Source organism: Pseudomonas sp. R4-39-08 (genome assembly GCF_003852275.1).
In the GTDB taxonomy this organism is placed as follows: domain Bacteria; phylum Pseudomonadota; class Gammaproteobacteria; order Pseudomonadales; family Pseudomonadaceae; genus Aquipseudomonas.
Genome location: NZ_CP027733.1, coordinates 3993114 through 4007303, shown reverse-complemented (window position 1 = coordinate 4007303; position 14190 = coordinate 3993114). Strand labels below are relative to the sequence as shown.

The window sequence follows — 14190 nt, the reverse complement described above, 5'->3', positions numbered from 1 at the left end:
CCTGCGAGCCGACAGTCTTTTTACTGTCGATCCTGGGCTTATCGGCCGCTTTCTCCAGGACTGGAGGCCAATAGCCGCTTAACGGGGTGCAAGACCGTTGATAAAACGCACTATCCGCTCGCCCAGTTCGGCGGCGAGGGGTAATTTCGGGTCGTTGTAGGACGCCAGTTGCTGCTTGACGTTGTTGGGCACGATGCGCATGACATGGTTCATGCCTTCGATCACCGTCAACTGCGCGTCCGGCTTGGCTTTTTTCAGTTGCTGGGCATCGCCGACGCCGACCTGGATGTCGTTGGTGCCCTGAATGATCAGGGCGGGCATGGTCAGCCGTGCAAAGGCCGCCGACGGATCGGCGCGGAACAGGCTGATCAGATAAGGCTGCACGCTGGGTCGGAAAATACCTTCCAGTGGGCGCGGCACATCGGCGTCCACTTGGCCGGCCTTGAGGTGGTCGAGAATTTCGTTGCTGCGCAGCAGCAGGGCCGGGGGCAGATGATCGGCCAGTTGCTGGCGAATCACCTGGTCGACCGGGCGGGCGCTGCCGGACAGGGAAATCACCCCGGCCGGACTCAATTGCGGCGCGGCGAGGGCGGCGACCAGCGCGCCCTCACTGTGGCCCAGCACGATCAGCGGGCCCATGCGCTTGTCGGCCTTGAGCAACTTGCCCCAGGCCACGGCGTCGGACACGTAGGCGTCGAGGGTCAGGTTGCGCTCGTCAGGGGTCGCGGCAAGGCTGGCGGCCACGCCGCGTTTGTCATAGCGCACGCTGGCGATATTGTGCCGGGCCAGCACCCAGGCCAGGCGCTTGAGGCTGTCATTGCGCGCGCCATCGGCGCTGTTGCCGTTGCGGTCGGTGGGGCCTGAGCCGGCGATGATCAGCACCACCGGCACGGGTTGCTCGGACTGCGGCAGTAGCAGCGAGCCAAACAGCTCACCGCTGCCGGTGTCCAGGCTGATCGGCCGTTGCAGTACGACAGGGGAGGCGGCCTGGGCCGCGACGGTAAACAAGGTGAGGGTGAACAGCAAAACTCGCAGCATCATCGCGCCATCATTGGAGAGGTGCCGGTTGGACCAACGTCTACCGGTAAGGTTTCGAGGATGAACTAGTCGGTTAGCCTGCGTATACTGGCCGCCTTAAGTTATTACGGTTGACTTGTTTCAACTGACTTCACGGAGCGCCCTGCATGTCCGGCAATACCTTCGGCAAGCTGTTCACTGTCACCACCGCGGGCGAAAGCCATGGCCCGGCGTTGGTCGCCATTGTCGACGGCTGCCCGCCCGGCCTCGAGCTGTCTCTGCAAGACTTGCAACGTGACCTGGACCGCCGCAAGCCCGGCACCAGCCGTCACACCACCCAGCGCCAGGAACCCGATGAAGTCGAGATCCTCTCCGGTGTGTTCGAAGGCCGCACCACCGGCTGCGCCATCGGCCTGCTGATCCGCAATACCGACCAGAAGTCAAAGGACTACTCGGCGATCAAGGACCTGTTCCGCCCGGCCCACGCCGACTACACCTACCATCACAAATACGGCGAACGCGACTACCGTGGCGGCGGCCGCAGCTCGGCGCGCGAAACCGCGATGCGCGTGGCGGCCGGTGCCATCGCCAAGAAATACCTGGCGACCCAGGGCATCGTCATCCGTGGCTATATGAGTCAGCTCGGCCCGATTGAAATCCCGTTCAAGACCTGGGACAGCGTCGAAGACAACGCCTTCTTCTGCCCCGACCCGGACAAGGTGGCGGAACTGGAAGCCTACATGGACCAATTGCGCCGCGATCAGGATTCGGTCGGTGCCAAGATCACCGTGGTGGCCGAGGGCGTGAAGCCGGGCCTGGGCGAGCCGATCTTCGACCGTCTCGACGCCGAACTGGCCCACGCGCTGATGAGCATCAATGCGGTCAAGGGCGTGGAAATCGGCGCCGGTTTCGCCTGTGTGGCCCAACGCGGCACCGAGCATCGCGATGAGATGACCCCGCAGGGTTTCCTCAGCAACAACGCCGGCGGCATCCTCGGCGGTATCTCCTCGGGCCAGCCGATCGTGGCGCACCTGGCGCTCAAGGCCACGTCGAGCATCACCACGCCGGGCCGCTCGATCGATGTGCATGGCAACCCGGTGGACGTGATCACCAAAGGCCGCCACGACCCATGCGTCGGCATCCGCGCCACGCCGATTGCCGAAGCCATGATGGCCATCGTGTTGATGGACCACCTGCTGCGCAACCGCGGGCAAAACGCTGATGTGCAGGTGAGTACGCCGGTCCTGGGCCAGCTGTGAAGGGCTGAAGGTGACAGCCCTCCCTTATTGGCGCCTCTCCAGCTTTTACCTGTTCTACTTCGCCCTGCTCGGGGCGACGGCGCCATTCCTGGCGTTGTACTTCGATCACCTGGGCTTTTCCAGCGCGCGTATCGGCGAGCTGGTGGCCATCCCCATGCTGATGCGCTGCGTGGCGCCCAATCTCTGGGGCTGGCTGGGCGATTACACTGGGCGACGCCTGGCCATCGTGCGCTTTGGCGCGGTGTGCACGCTGTTGAGTTTTTCGCTGATTTTCGTCAGCAAGAGCTACGCCTGGCTGGCCCTGGTCATGGCCTTGCACGCGTTCTTCTGGCACGCGGTACTGCCGCAGTTCGAAGTGATCACCCTCGCTCACCTGCAACAGCAAACCTCGCGCTATAGCCAGATACGCTTGTGGGGCTCCATCGGCTTTATCCTCACCGTCGTGATCATGGGCCGCCTGTTCGACTGGCTGAGCGTGGATATCTACCCGGTGGTGGTCGTGGTGATCATGGCCGGTATCATCGGCGCCAGCCTGTGGGTGCCGAACGCGCAGCCCGCCAGCCACGGCAAGCGCCTGGCCGGTGACGGGTTTATCCGCCAATTGCGCAGTCCCGGCGTGCTGGCCTTCTATGCCTGCGTGGCGCTGATGCAGATGAGTCATGGCCCGTATTACACCTTCCTCACGCTGCACCTGGAGCACCTGGGCTACAGCCGTGGCGTGATCGGCCTGCTGTGGTCGCTCGGGGTGGTGGCGGAGGTGTTGATGTTCCTGGCCATGAGTCGCATCCTGACGCGCTTTTCCGTGCGCCGGGTGCTGCTGGCCAGTTTCCTGCTGGCGGCGCTGCGCTGGTTGCTGCTCGGTGCGTTTGCCGAATTTTTCTGGGTGCTGCTGCTGGCGCAGGTGCTGCATGCCGCCACATTCGGCAGTTTCCACGCGGCGGCCATTGCCTTCGTGCAGCGCAGTTTCGGCGATCGCCAGCAAGGCCAGGGCCAGGCGCTTTACGCCGCGCTGGCCGGCACCGGCGGTGCGCTGGGTGCGCTGTATGCCGGTTATAGCTGGAACCTGCTGGGCCCGACCCTCACCTTCAGTATCGCCAGCATCGCGGCCCTGGCTGCCGCCGTTATCATTGGCCTTCGATTGCAAGAGCCGAACCAAGGAGCCGTGCAATGAGCTACGTCGCTGTCTACCCCCTCACTACACCCGACACCCCGAACAAAGTGCTGACCCACTTCGACGACATTCAGTCGACCCTGGCCGAAAAAGGCGTGCGCTTTGAGCGCTGGCAGCCCGGCGCGCTGGAAAAGGGTGCCAGCGAGGCGCAGATGATTGCGGCGTATCAGTCGCAGATCGAGGCGCTTGGCTACGCCCACGTCAAGGTGATCAGCATGACCGGTGCTCATCCGCAGAACGACGCGTTGCCGGCCGAACGCCTGAGCGAGCACACCTGCCGTGAAGATCAAGCGCACGGCTTTATCGCTGGCCAGGGATTGTTCTCGTTGCGCATTGGCGATTATGTCTACAGCGTGCGGTGTGAGAAGAACGACCTGCTGATCGTGCCCGCCGGCATGCCCCATTGGTTCGACATGGGCGAGAACCCGCACTTTGTCGCGCTGCATATGTTCAACACCGCAGAGGGTTCGGTGCCGACCTTGACCGGTAATGACATCGCCCGTGACTTTGCCAAGCTGGACGACTAATACAAGACTTTTAAATGTTCAACCCCGGCACGTTGGAATGTCCTGTGGGAAGAAGCCTAAATACATGTAGGGCTTGGCTGTTTATCCTCGGCCTTGCTCTCTCATTTCGCCAGTTATGTAACTCTCTCCTCGTTCAATGTTTATGTCGCTGTCTATAGGAAGAATCCGAAGGGTGACAGCGCATCAGCATATAAAAAAGGAGAAAGTAATGAATCGCCCCGAGGAGTTATCTCAGCCGTTGGACGTTTTGCCGACGGTTATCAGAAGACGCTTGAGTTTGCTCGGCAAGCCCCTGACCAAGACGGAGCTGCAGATCCTGCGGTGGGCCTCCGAAGGTAAGACCATTTGGGAGATGAGCAGGATTCGCTGCACCTCGGAGGCCACGGTCAAATTCCATCTGCGCAATATCTACGGCAAGCTCGATGTGAATAACCGCGTGCAGGCGATGAATGAGGCGGCGCGCCAGGGCCTGTGCTGACGGCATAAAAAAGGGCCGCGACGCTCAACGGCGTCGCAGCCCTTTGTAGCTGGGTGAAGCTTATGCCGAGTGGTAGGTCGGCAAGGCAAAGCGGTTCTGGCTTTGCAGCATCGAAATTTGCGGCAGTTCACTGGCTTGTTCGGCCAGGTCGCGGCGGATCGCGCTGATCACCCAAGTGAGTTGGTCGGCGGTGTGCAACTGCTGATACGAGATCGAGCGTTTCACCTGCTTGCCTTCGCTGTTGCGCAGGGTCAACAGGATGCCGCCGTCCGGACGTGGCTGGGTGGTGACGTCGTAGTTGGAAAATACCGAAGCGAATTTATCTTGGATCAGGCTCATGTCTATCAGCTCCATTGGCTCAAGTGGGCAAGCATGGAGTGATAGGTGCAGTGATTGTGCCAGTATTGAGCCTCTTAAAAAATCCTTGTAAATCAATAACTTATAATTTTTCAGGATTTTCGTTTTCGTGCAATTTGCATGAAGGGCTATCGTGCATCCTGCATTTTGCGTTATCCAACTGGTTACTTTTTACGCGCAATGCGCTTTCCCTACCGATTATGACCGTGGGTTTCGCGGATAAATTCCATTCAGGCCGCAGGCGCTAATCGGGAGACGACTCAGTTTAAATCCCGCGTGTACAGCTAAAGAAGGGCTGGCACCACGTTCGCTATTGATTGTGCCTATCGGCATTTTTGACAAAAAAGCCATGACAGCAGGGAACTCCATCGCGACACTGGGCGCCATATACAGCATCACACAGGAGCCCCACATGTCGACTCAGCCCAAACAGATGACCGAAGACGAAGCCGCCGAATTCGCCGAGCAAGTCTTCGACGTCGCTCGCAAAGGCGACGCCGCCATGCTCGCAGCGCTATTGACCAAAGGCTTGCCGGCCAACTTTCGGAATCACAATGGCGACACGCTGCTGATGCTCGCGGCCTACCACGGCCATGCCGAGGCAGTAAAAGTGCTGCTGGAGTTCAAGGCCGATCCGTTGATTGCCAACGATAAGAACCAACTGCCGATTGCCGGTGCGGCCTTCAAGGGCAACCTGGCCGTGGTCAAGGCACTGATCGAAGGCGGAACCCCGGTTGAAGCGGCTTCTTCGGATGGGCGCACGGCATTGATGATGGCGGCCATGTTCAACCGCGTCGAAATGCTCGAATACCTGCTCGGCCAAGGGGCCAATCCCAAGGCTACCGATGCCCAGGGCGCGACGGCGCTGGCCGCGGCGCAGACCATGGGGGCCGTGGATACGGCGGCGTTGTTGCAAAAACTGGTGTAGGCTACGCGCCCTCGAAAACCCGCCCGTCACAGGACCATCCCATGAAAACCGCTCTCGTCGAACTCATCAGCAAAATCAGCGCCGGCGTCATGGCCGAGGACGAGGTGGCGCGTATTGCCGACGAAGCGGCTCAGGCCTACGCGGACCCTGCGGCTTTTCTGGCGGCCAATCCGGATATCAACTACGACGATACCTTCCCGATTCCGCTGGGGGAGTGGGTGGTAATCGGCAGCCTGCCGGACACTGTGCTGTTCCAGGCTGACAGCTACGCCGACCTGTTTGCCCAGATCGTCGCCTCGTTTGGTCCGGGCGTGGCGTTCAACCTCAAGCCCAAGCAACTGGCGAAGACCGAAGACCTGACGGCCCTCAACCGCATCCAGATCCAAATGAGCGCTCTGAGCCCGGAAGACGGCGGCTATGTGCTGCTCAACTTCAGCCAGTTGCTCGATGACGAAATCCAGGCCGTGCTGGTGTTCGGCAATGACCTGCCGCGCGTGCTGGAGCTGTGCGCCGAGGTCGGCATCCAGGCCGAACCGTCGCTGGAAGCCCTGAAGATTACCGTTCACGTCTGAAATAAAACGGAACCCCGGTCAGGGCTGACTATCCTACAAGGGCATGCCCTCACTTAGGAGCGACACCATGGGTTCCACTTTCAACGGCCTGATTGGCCTGATCATCCTCGCGCTGGATATCTGGGCGATCATCAACGTGTTCAAAAGCGGCGCGAGCACGGGCGCCAAGGTGCTGTGGATTTTGCTGATCCTGCTGCTACCGGTACTGGGCCTGATCATCTGGGCGATCGCCGGGCCGCGCGGTAACGTGCGCATCTGATCGCTCGCTCACTTCAAATCCAGAGTGAGCACAATAATGTGGGAGGGGGTTTGCTCCATGTAGGAGCGAGCTTGCTCGCGAAGCACTCAGGGCCCCCGCGTTTATTCAGAATGAACGCGTTGCCTGGACGTTTTTCGCGAGCAAGCTCGCTCCTACAAGGAGCAAGCCCCCTCCCACAGTTGTTTTCGGTATGCCTGGGAGATTTGTGTGTCGAAATATTCGCTGCACGAAATTTTCACATCCCATCCAAGACAATTCGCCCGCTTTATTCCGCTGCCACGGCTCTATCCCCTAGTTCCTATAAAGGCAGGCCGACGGCGCTCGTTCAGTAATTTATAGCGTTGATGCCGTTGATCGGGCACCATTTGCCCCACCGCGTTAACCGCCCACCCCGGCCAGCCTGGGCGAGGGACGGACGCCACTGCATTATTTCGCAACTTCAACTTCCAATGGGTCCTAAAACGACATGGCAAACCCGGACGCCCTGAATCAGCCGCGCGCTTCAAATCGCCTGCTGCAACCGACCGTCAAATCCCATCTGGCGTACACGCTGCTTTGCGCACTGGTCATGATGGTGATGTTCTCCCTGCTGCGCCTGGCGTTGCTGGTCTACAACCGCGAGATGATCCTCGACACACCGGCCTCGACCTTCCTGGAAGCGTTCGCCAATGGCCTGCGCCTGGATATTCGCCTGGTGATGTACCTGCTGATCCCGCTGCTGCTGGCGTTGTTTAGCGTACGGGCGATGGCGGCGCGTGGGTTCTTCCGCTTGTGGTTGACCGTCGCGTCCAGCATTGCGCTGTTCCTGGGCCTGATGGAGATGGACTTCTACCGTGAGTTCCACCAGCGCCTCAACGGCCTGGTCTTCCAGTATGTGAAGGAAGACCCGAAAACCGTGATGAGCATGCTCTGGTACGGGTTCCCGGTGGTGCGTTACCTGTTGGCCTGGGCCGTGGGCACGCTGATCCTGAGCATGGCCTTCAAGGGCGCCGACCGCGCAACGCGCCCGCGTGGCCCGTTCAGTGGCGGCAGCATCGGCACGCGCCCGGTGGCGCCGTGGTACAGCCGCATCGCGGTGTTCGTGGTGTGCCTGCTGGTCGCGGTGGTCGCCATCCGCGGCACCCTGCGCCAGGGTCCGCCGCTGCGTTGGGGCGATGTCTACACCACTGATTCGAACTTCGCCAACCAGCTTGGCCTCAATGGCACGCTGTCGCTGATCGCTGCGGCCAAGTCGCGCTTCTCCGAAGAGCGTTCCAACATCTGGAAGGCCACCCTGGAGCAACCGCTGGCCACCCAGACCGTGCGGGACATGCTGGTGCTGCCGAGCGAAAAACTGGTGGATACCGACACCGCTGCCGTGCGCCGTGATTTCACGCCACCGGCCGAGAAGACCCTGCCGATCAAGAACGTGGTAGTGATCCTGATGGAAAGCTTCGCCGGTCACTCGGTGGGCGCCCTGGGCCGTCCAGGCAACATCACGCCGTACTTCGACAAGTTGTCCAAGGAAGGCCTGCTGTTCGATCGCTTCTTCTCCAACGGTACCCACACCCACCAGGGTATGTTCGCCACCATGGCCTGCTTCCCGAACCTGCCGGGCTTCGAATACCTGATGCAGACCCCCGAAGGCAGCCACAAGCTGTCGGGCCTGCCGCAGTTGCTCAGCGCGCGGGATTTCGACGATGTGTATGTCTACAACGGCGACTTCGCCTGGGACAACCAGTCGGGCTTTTTCAGCAACCAGGGCATGACCAACTTCATTGGCCGCAATGACTTCGTCAACCCGGTGTTTTCCGACCCGACCTGGGGCGTTTCCGACCAGGACATGTTCAACCGTGGCCTGGAAGAACTGAAAGCCCGCGAAGGCGGCAAGCCGTTCTACGCGCTGCTGCAAACCTTGTCCAACCACACCCCGTACGCATTGCCGACGCCATTGCCGGTCGAGAAAGTCACTGACCGTGGCAGCCTCAACGAGCATTTGACCGCCATGCGTTACTCCGATTGGGCGTTGGGCCAGTTCTTCGAGAAGGCCCGCAAGGAGCCGTACTTCAAGGAAACCCTGTTCGTGGTGGTGGGTGACCACGGCTTCGGTAACGAGCAGCAGATCACCGAGATGGACCTGGGCCGTTTCAATGTACCGATGCTGATGATCGCGCCGGGCATGCAGGAAAAGTTCGGCGAGCGTGACCACACCGTGGGCACACAGATCGATATTGTCCCGACCATCATGGGCCGCCTGGGCGGTGACACCCTGCACCAGTGCTGGGGCCGCGACCTGCTCAACCTGCCGGAAGGCGACAAAGGCTTCGGCGTGATCAAACCGTCGGGCAGCGACCAGACCGTCGCCCTGCTCACGGCTGACCGCGTGCTGGTCTTGCCCAAGGAAATGCCACCCAAACTGTGGCAATACGAACTGGGCGCCAACCCGACCGGCAAAGTAATCGCCGAATCGCCCGACGAAGCGGCGCTGAAGCAGAAACTCGAGTCGTTCCTGCAAACCGCCACCAAGAGCCTGCTGGATAACACCGCAGGCGTGGTAGACGGTAAGCCGGATTAACGGATCGGCAATAAAAAAGAGGCCTCATTGAGGCCTCTTTTTTTGTGCGTTGAAACGGTGTTTATATTTTGCCGAGTAACAACAGCACCAGCAGAACGACCAGCACTACGCCCAGGATACCCGACGGGCCATAACCCCAGTTACGCGAGTGCGGGAACACTGGCAGGCCGCCGACCAACAGTAGAATCAGGATAATGATCAGGATCAGGCTCATGGTTTTATTCCTTATAGGCCTTGCGTAAAGACCGGTTATTCAGCGGGAGTCTCGTCCACTTGATTATGGACGGCTTAACAACTCCGACTCTGTCACTTCACAGAAAATTCCGTATTTTTTTAAAGCAATTTGGTTGCTCGCTTATTTCTTTTAACACCTGCGCAAATACATCAACTTAGTTGAAAAATATTGAACTTAGGCTATGCGCGCGCATCCGACCGAGCCCACGGTTTGCCTGGAGCATTCATCACTCTGATGGTGCGTGGGCGCGGCAAAAACCTTCGCTACACTGCCGGTCACTCCACTGGTAAACCACAAGGCTACTTCCTATGCAAAACCGCATGATGATCACTGGCGCCGGGTCCGGCCTGGGTCGTGAAATCGCTCTGCGCTGGGCCCACGAGGGTTGGCAACTGGCCTTGTCGGATGTCAGCGAGCCCGGCCTGCTGGAAACCCTCAGGCTGGTGCGCGAAGCCGGTGGCGATGGTTTCACCCAGCGCTGCGATGTGCGTGACTACAGCCAGCTCACCGCGTTCGCCCAGGCCTGCGAGGTAAAGCTCGGCGGCATCGATGTGATCGTCAATAACGCCGGCGTGGCGTCCGGTGGGTTCTTTGCCGAGTTGTCTCTCGAGGATTGGGACTGGCAGATCGCAATCAACCTGATGGGCGTGGTCAAGGGCTGCAAGGCGTTCCTGCCGCTGCTGGAAAAGAGCAAGGGGCGCATCATCAACATCGCCTCGATGGCCGCGCTGATGCAGGGGCCGGCCATGAGCAACTACAACGTGGCCAAGGCCGGTGTAGTGGCGCTGTCGGAAAGTCTGCTGGTGGAACTCAAGCAGCAGGAAATCGGCGTGCATGTGGTATGCCCGTCGTTTTTCCAGACCAATCTGCTCGATTCATTCCGTGGGCCGACCCCGGCGATGAAGGCGCAGGTGGGCAAGTTGCTCGAGAGTTCACCGATCTCGGCGACGCAGATCGCCGACTACATTTATCAGCGCGTGGCTGCCGGTGAGTTCATGATTCTGCCCCACGAGCAGGGGCGGATGGCGTGGACGCTCAAGCAGAAAAACCCGCAGTTGCTGTATGACGAGATGACGCTGATGGCCGATAAAATGCGCGCCAAGGCGCAGGCTACCAAAGCCTGATCTGGATGCGGTCTGTCAGGTAAATTACCTCTCCATGTAGGTGACGCCTGATTTGGCCGCGTGCCATTGCTGGTTACGCTTCAAGCGAGCAAGGTCGGGGGCCAGACACTCGAAAAGGACACCCGCCATGCTGGTCTTAAGCCGTGTTGTAGGCGAAACCATCGCCATCGGCGATGACATCGTCTTGCACATTCTCGAAATCAACGGGCGCCAGGTGAAATTTGGCATCGAAGCGCCCGTAGGGATCAGCGTGCATCGCGCTGAGGTCTACCGCAAAATCCTCGAACGCCAGGCCAGCGCCACTCATCCGGTGCCGGTACCTATCCCTTAGCCTCGCCGTCAGTCAAACAGGTGCTTGGGCACGTCGTGCTTGAGCATCAACTGGCATTGTTCGCTGTCCGGATCGAACACGATCAACGCCTGGCCCTTGGTCAGTGCCTGGCGTACGCGCAATACGCGGGTTTCCAGCGGTGTGTCGTCGCCATTGTCGGTGCCATCGCGGGTAACGAAATCCTCGATGAGGCGGGTAAGGGTGTCGACTTCAAGCGCGTCGTAGGGAATCAGCATACAAGCCTCAGGTGTCAGGTCCCGGCGATGCTACTGCGCCGGGACTTTTGTTGCCAGTATCAGCTGTTGTCGGCGTCGGACTTCTGGCCGACCAGGCTGTCCACTGACGGCACGCGGGTATCGCTCTCCATGTGCGTCTCATGCTCGATCTGATGGCTGAAGCGGTCCAGGGAGCCTTGGGCCGGTTGCGCATCGCTGGCAAAGACCGGTGGGCTGAGGATGTAGGCGCCGAGCAGCCGACTGAGGGCCGCCAGGCTGTCGATATGGGTGCGCTCGTAACCGTGGGTGGCATCGCAACCGAATGCCAGCAGCGCGGTGCGGATGTCATGCCCGGCGGTCACTGCCGAATGCGCATCGCTGAAGTAATAGCGGAACAGGTCACGGCGCACCGGCAGATCGTTATCCGCCGCCAGGCGCAGCAAGTGCCGTGACAGGTGATAGTCATACGGCCCACCGGAATCCTGCATCGCCACGCTCACCGCGTGTTCGCTGGAGTGCTGGCCGGGGGCGACCGGGGCGATATCGATACCGACGAACTCACTGACATCCCAGGGCAGGGCGGCGGCCGCGCCGCTGCCGGTTTCCTCGGTGATGGTGAACAGCGGGTGGCAATCGATGAGCAAGGGTTCGCCGCTGTCGATGATTGCCTTGAGCGCGGCGAGCAGGGCAGCAACGCCGGCTTTGTCGTCCAGGTGACGCGCGCTGATGTGACCGCTTTCAGTGAACTCCGGCAGTGGGTCGAACGCCACGTAGTCACCGATGCTGATCCCCAAGGAATCGCAGTCGGCGCGGGTCGCGCAGTAGGCGTCCAGACGCAATTCGACGTGGTCCCAGCTCACCGGCATTTCATCCACGGCGGTGTTGAACGCATGCCCGGAGGCCATCAACGGCAACACGCTGCCGCGAATCACCCCGTTGTCGGTGAACAGGCTGACGCGGCTGCCTTCGGCAAAACGGCTCGACCAGCAGCCGACCGGCGCCAGCGTCAGGCGGCCGTTGTCCTTGATCGCCCGTACGGCGGCGCCGATGGTGTCCAGGTGCGCGGAGACGGCGCGGTCAGGGCTGTTCTTCTGGCCCTTGAGGGTGGCGCGAATCGTGCCGCGCCGGGTCATTTCAAACGGGATGCCGAGTTCTTCCAGGCGTTCGGCGACGTAGCGCACGATGGTGTCGGTAAATCCGGTGGGGCTGGGAATGGCGAGCATTTCCAGCAGGACTTTCTGCAGGTAGGCGAGATCCGGTTCGGGAATGGTTCGGGTCATGGAAACTCCTGATGGGTTGAGGGCGATCGTTCCCACGCTCGGCGTGGGAATGCAGCCCGTGACGCTGCGCGTCACAACAACGGACGCGGAGCGTCCCTTGAGGCATTCCCACGCGGAGCGTGGGAACGATCAGAGGTCAGGTGGCCGGCTGACTATGTGGAAACAACAAATCCACAAACTTCTCAGCGGTAGGTTGCGGTTCATGATTGGCCAATCCGGCCCGTTCATTGGCTTCAATGAACACGTACTCGGGTTGGTCGGCGGCGGGCACCAGCAGGTCCAGGCCGACCATGGGAATATCCAGGGCGCGGGCGGCGCGCACGGCGGCGTCCACCAGGGTCGGGTGCAGGATCGCCGTGACGTCTTCCAGGCACCCGCCGGTGTGCAGGTTGGCGGTGCGACGCACGGCCAATTGCACGCCGCGTGGCAGGATGCTCTGGTAGTCATACCCGGCGGCTTTCAGGGTGCGCTCGGTTTCCGCGTCCAGCGGGATCTTGCTTTCGCCGTCGGTAGCGGCCTGGCGCCGCCGGCTCTGGGCTTCGATCAAGGCGCGGATCGAATGCTGACCATCGCCTATCACTTCGGCCGGGCGACGAATCGCGGCGGCGACCACTTCAAAACCGATCACCAGGATGCGCAGGTCCAGGCCTTCGTGGAAGCTTTCGAGCAGCACCCGGCTGTCGAACTGGCGCGCCGCGTCAATCGCCGCTTGTACTTCCTCGATAGTCCGCAAGTCCACCGCCACGCCCTGGCCCTGCTCGCCATCCAGTGGCTTGACCACGATGCGTTGGTGCTCGTCGAGAAATTCCAGGTTGTCATCGGCGCTGCCGGCCAGCTGTTGCGAAGGCAGCTGCAAACCGGCGGCCTTGAGCACCTTGTGGGTCAGGCTCTTGTCCTGGCACAGGGTCATGCTGATGGCGCTGGTCAGGTCGCTCAACGACTCTCGGCAACGCACGCGGCGCCCGCCGTGGCTGAGGGTGAATAGGCCAGCATCGGCATCGTCCACGTGCACATCGATACCGCGTCGATGGGCTTCTTCGACGATGATGCGCGCATAAGGATTGAACCCCGCCTGTGGCCCAGGGCCGAGAAACAGCGGCTGGTTGATGCCGTTCTTGTGCTTGATCGCAAAGGTGGTCAGCGCGCGGAAACCGAGCTTGGCGTAGAGGCTCTTGGCCTGGCGGTTATCGTGCAGCACCGACAGGTCCAGGTAGCTCAAGCCACGGCTCATAAAGTGTTCCACCAAGTGGCGCACCAGCACTTCGCCCACACCGGGGCGCGTGCATTGCGGGTCTACCGCCAGGCACCACAGGCTGCAACCGTTTTCCGGGTCGTGAAAGGCCTTCTGGTGGTTCAGGCCCATCACGCTGCCGATGATCGCGCCGCTGTCTTCGTCTTCTGCCAGCCAGTACACCGGGCCACCTTGATGGCGCGGGGTCAGGCGTTCGGGGTCGATGGGCAACATGCCGCGTCCCTGGTACAGCAGGTTCACCGCCTGCCAATCCGCTTCGCTCTGCACCCGACGGATACGAAAGCCGCGAAACACCCGCGTGGCCGGGCGGTAATCGCTGAACCACAGGCGCAGGGTGTCGGAAGGGTCGAGGAACAGCTGCTGCGGATCGATCCCCAGGATTTGCTGGGGCGCGGCCACATACAGCGCAATGTCACGCTCGCCGGGTTGCTCGTTGAGCAGCTCCTGGGCGAGGCTGGCGGGGTCGGGAAAGGTATGCCCGATCAGCAAGCGGCCCCAGCCGCAGTGCACGGCAATCGGGTCGGGGCCTTGGGCGCTGCCGTCTTCGGCAAGCCGGGCCTGCAGGCGCTCGTAGGTCGGCGCCTGGCCCTTGAGTAAGCGTTGGCTGTACGCCGCAGCGTTAGGTTTCATC

The 14190-nt window shown here is 61.1% G+C and carries 16 protein-coding genes; 10 read left to right on the top strand and 6 right to left on the bottom strand.

From position 1 onward, the window contains the following. Positions 1 to 78: 78 nt before the first annotated feature. Positions 79 to 1041 carry an alpha/beta hydrolase gene (locus C4J88_RS18445; protein WP_124407788.1) on the bottom strand — a complete coding sequence of 321 codons (963 nt, stop codon included), beginning with the start codon at positions 1039 to 1041 and terminating at the stop codon, positions 79 to 81. Between the two features lie 143 nt (positions 1042 to 1184). Between C4J88_RS18445 and aroC the strand changes: the two genes are divergently transcribed. From aroC to C4J88_RS18425, 4 genes are all read left to right on the top strand, one after another. Continuing rightward, positions 1185 to 2276, top strand: a complete 1092-nt coding sequence (gene aroC / locus C4J88_RS18440; RefSeq protein WP_124367795.1) for a chorismate synthase — start codon at positions 1185 to 1187, stop codon at positions 2274 to 2276. A 10-nt stretch (positions 2277 to 2286) separates the two neighbouring features. After that, complete coding sequence (locus C4J88_RS18435) at positions 2287 to 3447, top strand: MFS transporter (RefSeq protein ID WP_124407787.1); 1161 nt, start codon at positions 2287 to 2289, stop codon at positions 3445 to 3447. Further along, positions 3444 to 3974 carry an acireductone dioxygenase gene (locus C4J88_RS18430; RefSeq protein ID WP_124407786.1) on the top strand — a complete coding sequence of 177 codons (531 nt, stop codon included), beginning with the start codon at positions 3444 to 3446 and terminating at the stop codon, positions 3972 to 3974. The genes C4J88_RS18435 and C4J88_RS18430 overlap by 4 nt, the downstream gene beginning before the upstream one ends. A 208-nt stretch (positions 3975 to 4182) precedes the next feature. Then, a complete protein-coding gene (locus C4J88_RS18425; protein ID WP_124367793.1) occupies positions 4183 to 4452 on the top strand; it encodes a response regulator transcription factor in 270 nt (89 codons plus the stop codon). 60 nt (positions 4453 to 4512) lie between these two features. On the opposite strand, the gene C4J88_RS18420 is transcribed toward C4J88_RS18425, so the two are convergent. Continuing rightward, positions 4513 to 4791 carry a DUF3509 domain-containing protein gene (locus C4J88_RS18420; RefSeq protein ID WP_003172952.1) on the bottom strand — a complete coding sequence of 93 codons (279 nt, stop codon included), beginning with the start codon at positions 4789 to 4791 and terminating at the stop codon, positions 4513 to 4515. Between the two features lie 430 nt (positions 4792 to 5221). Here C4J88_RS18420 and C4J88_RS18415 point away from each other — a divergent pair, with 430 nt between their 5' ends. From C4J88_RS18415 to C4J88_RS18400, 4 genes are all read left to right on the top strand, one after another. After that, positions 5222 to 5737, top strand: coding sequence for an ankyrin repeat domain-containing protein (locus C4J88_RS18415; RefSeq protein ID WP_124407785.1), 516 nt, complete (start codon positions 5222 to 5224; stop codon positions 5735 to 5737). A gap of 41 nt (positions 5738 to 5778) precedes the next feature. Beyond that, positions 5779 to 6309, top strand: coding sequence for a hypothetical protein (locus tag C4J88_RS18410; RefSeq protein ID WP_124407784.1), 531 nt, complete (start codon positions 5779 to 5781; stop codon positions 6307 to 6309). A 67-nt stretch (positions 6310 to 6376) separates the two neighbouring features. Next, a complete protein-coding gene (locus C4J88_RS18405; protein WP_003172956.1) occupies positions 6377 to 6568 on the top strand; it encodes a PLDc N-terminal domain-containing protein in 192 nt (63 codons plus the stop codon). Positions 6569 to 7034: 466 nt separating this feature from the next. Beyond that, complete coding sequence (locus tag C4J88_RS18400) at positions 7035 to 9122, top strand: LTA synthase family protein (protein WP_124367790.1); 2088 nt, start codon at positions 7035 to 7037, stop codon at positions 9120 to 9122. Positions 9123 to 9183: 61 nt separating this feature from the next. Here C4J88_RS18400 and C4J88_RS18395 read toward each other — a convergent pair whose 3' ends face one another. Further along, a complete protein-coding gene (locus C4J88_RS18395) occupies positions 9184 to 9336 on the bottom strand; it encodes a DUF3309 family protein (protein WP_003192767.1) in 153 nt (50 codons plus the stop codon). Between the two features lie 329 nt (positions 9337 to 9665). On the opposite strand from C4J88_RS18395, the gene C4J88_RS18390 reads away from it, so the two are divergent. Both C4J88_RS18390 and csrA read left to right on the top strand, forming a co-directional pair. Further along, positions 9666 to 10481 (top strand): SDR family oxidoreductase, encoded by an 816-nt coding sequence (locus C4J88_RS18390; protein ID WP_124407783.1) that lies wholly within the window; start codon positions 9666 to 9668, stop codon positions 10479 to 10481. Positions 10482 to 10608: 127 nt separating this feature from the next. Then, positions 10609 to 10812 (top strand): carbon storage regulator CsrA, encoded by a 204-nt coding sequence (gene csrA, locus C4J88_RS18385; protein WP_124367788.1) that lies wholly within the window; start codon positions 10609 to 10611, stop codon positions 10810 to 10812. An 8-nt stretch (positions 10813 to 10820) separates the two neighbouring features. Here the strand turns inward: csrA and C4J88_RS18380 are convergent, their stop codons facing one another. The 3 genes from C4J88_RS18380 to ngg form a co-directional block, all read right to left on the bottom strand. Then, on the bottom strand, positions 10821 to 11048 hold the full coding sequence (locus C4J88_RS18380; RefSeq protein ID WP_003236706.1) for a YheU family protein: 228 nt from the start codon (positions 11046 to 11048) through the stop codon (positions 10821 to 10823). Positions 11049 to 11107: 59 nt separating this feature from the next. Next, positions 11108 to 12307: an osmoprotectant NAGGN system M42 family peptidase gene (locus C4J88_RS18375; RefSeq protein WP_124371361.1), complete on the bottom strand. Its 1200-nt coding sequence runs from the start codon at positions 12305 to 12307 to the stop codon at positions 11108 to 11110. Between the two features lie 136 nt (positions 12308 to 12443). Next, complete coding sequence (gene ngg / locus C4J88_RS18370) at positions 12444 to 14189, bottom strand: N-acetylglutaminylglutamine synthetase (RefSeq protein WP_124407782.1); 1746 nt, start codon at positions 14187 to 14189, stop codon at positions 12444 to 12446. Between the last annotated feature and the right edge of the window lies 1 nt (position 14190).

What these genes read in the sequence shown, in the direction of transcription:
- aroC (WP_124367795.1), top strand. Translation starts at nt 1,185, where the DNA reads ATGTCCGGCAATACCTTCGGCAAGCTGTTCACTGTCACCACCGCGGGC.
- ngg (WP_124407782.1), bottom strand. Translation starts at nt 14,189, where the DNA reads ATGAAACCTAACGCTGCGGCGTACAGCCAACGCTTACTCAAGGGCCAG.
- C4J88_RS18445 (WP_124407788.1), bottom strand. Translation starts at nt 1,041, where the DNA reads ATGATGCTGCGAGTTTTGCTGTTCACCCTCACCTTGTTTACCGTCGCG.
- C4J88_RS18375 (WP_124371361.1), bottom strand. Translation starts at nt 12,307, where the DNA reads ATGACCCGAACCATTCCCGAACCGGATCTCGCCTACCTGCAGAAAGTC.
- C4J88_RS18430 (WP_124407786.1), top strand. Translation starts at nt 3,444, where the DNA reads ATGAGCTACGTCGCTGTCTACCCCCTCACTACACCCGACACCCCGAAC.
- C4J88_RS18395 (WP_003192767.1), bottom strand. Translation starts at nt 9,336, where the DNA reads ATGAGCCTGATCCTGATCATTATCCTGATTCTACTGTTGGTCGGCGGC.
- C4J88_RS18410 (WP_124407784.1), top strand. Translation starts at nt 5,779, where the DNA reads ATGAAAACCGCTCTCGTCGAACTCATCAGCAAAATCAGCGCCGGCGTC.
- C4J88_RS18425 (WP_124367793.1), top strand. Translation starts at nt 4,183, where the DNA reads ATGAATCGCCCCGAGGAGTTATCTCAGCCGTTGGACGTTTTGCCGACG.
- C4J88_RS18380 (WP_003236706.1), bottom strand. Translation starts at nt 11,048, where the DNA reads ATGCTGATTCCCTACGACGCGCTTGAAGTCGACACCCTTACCCGCCTC.
- C4J88_RS18390 (WP_124407783.1), top strand. Translation starts at nt 9,666, where the DNA reads ATGCAAAACCGCATGATGATCACTGGCGCCGGGTCCGGCCTGGGTCGT.
- C4J88_RS18415 (WP_124407785.1), top strand. Translation starts at nt 5,222, where the DNA reads ATGTCGACTCAGCCCAAACAGATGACCGAAGACGAAGCCGCCGAATTC.
- C4J88_RS18400 (WP_124367790.1), top strand. Translation starts at nt 7,035, where the DNA reads ATGGCAAACCCGGACGCCCTGAATCAGCCGCGCGCTTCAAATCGCCTG.
- csrA (WP_124367788.1), top strand. Translation starts at nt 10,609, where the DNA reads ATGCTGGTCTTAAGCCGTGTTGTAGGCGAAACCATCGCCATCGGCGAT.
- C4J88_RS18405 (WP_003172956.1), top strand. Translation starts at nt 6,377, where the DNA reads ATGGGTTCCACTTTCAACGGCCTGATTGGCCTGATCATCCTCGCGCTG.
- C4J88_RS18420 (WP_003172952.1), bottom strand. Translation starts at nt 4,791, where the DNA reads ATGAGCCTGATCCAAGATAAATTCGCTTCGGTATTTTCCAACTACGAC.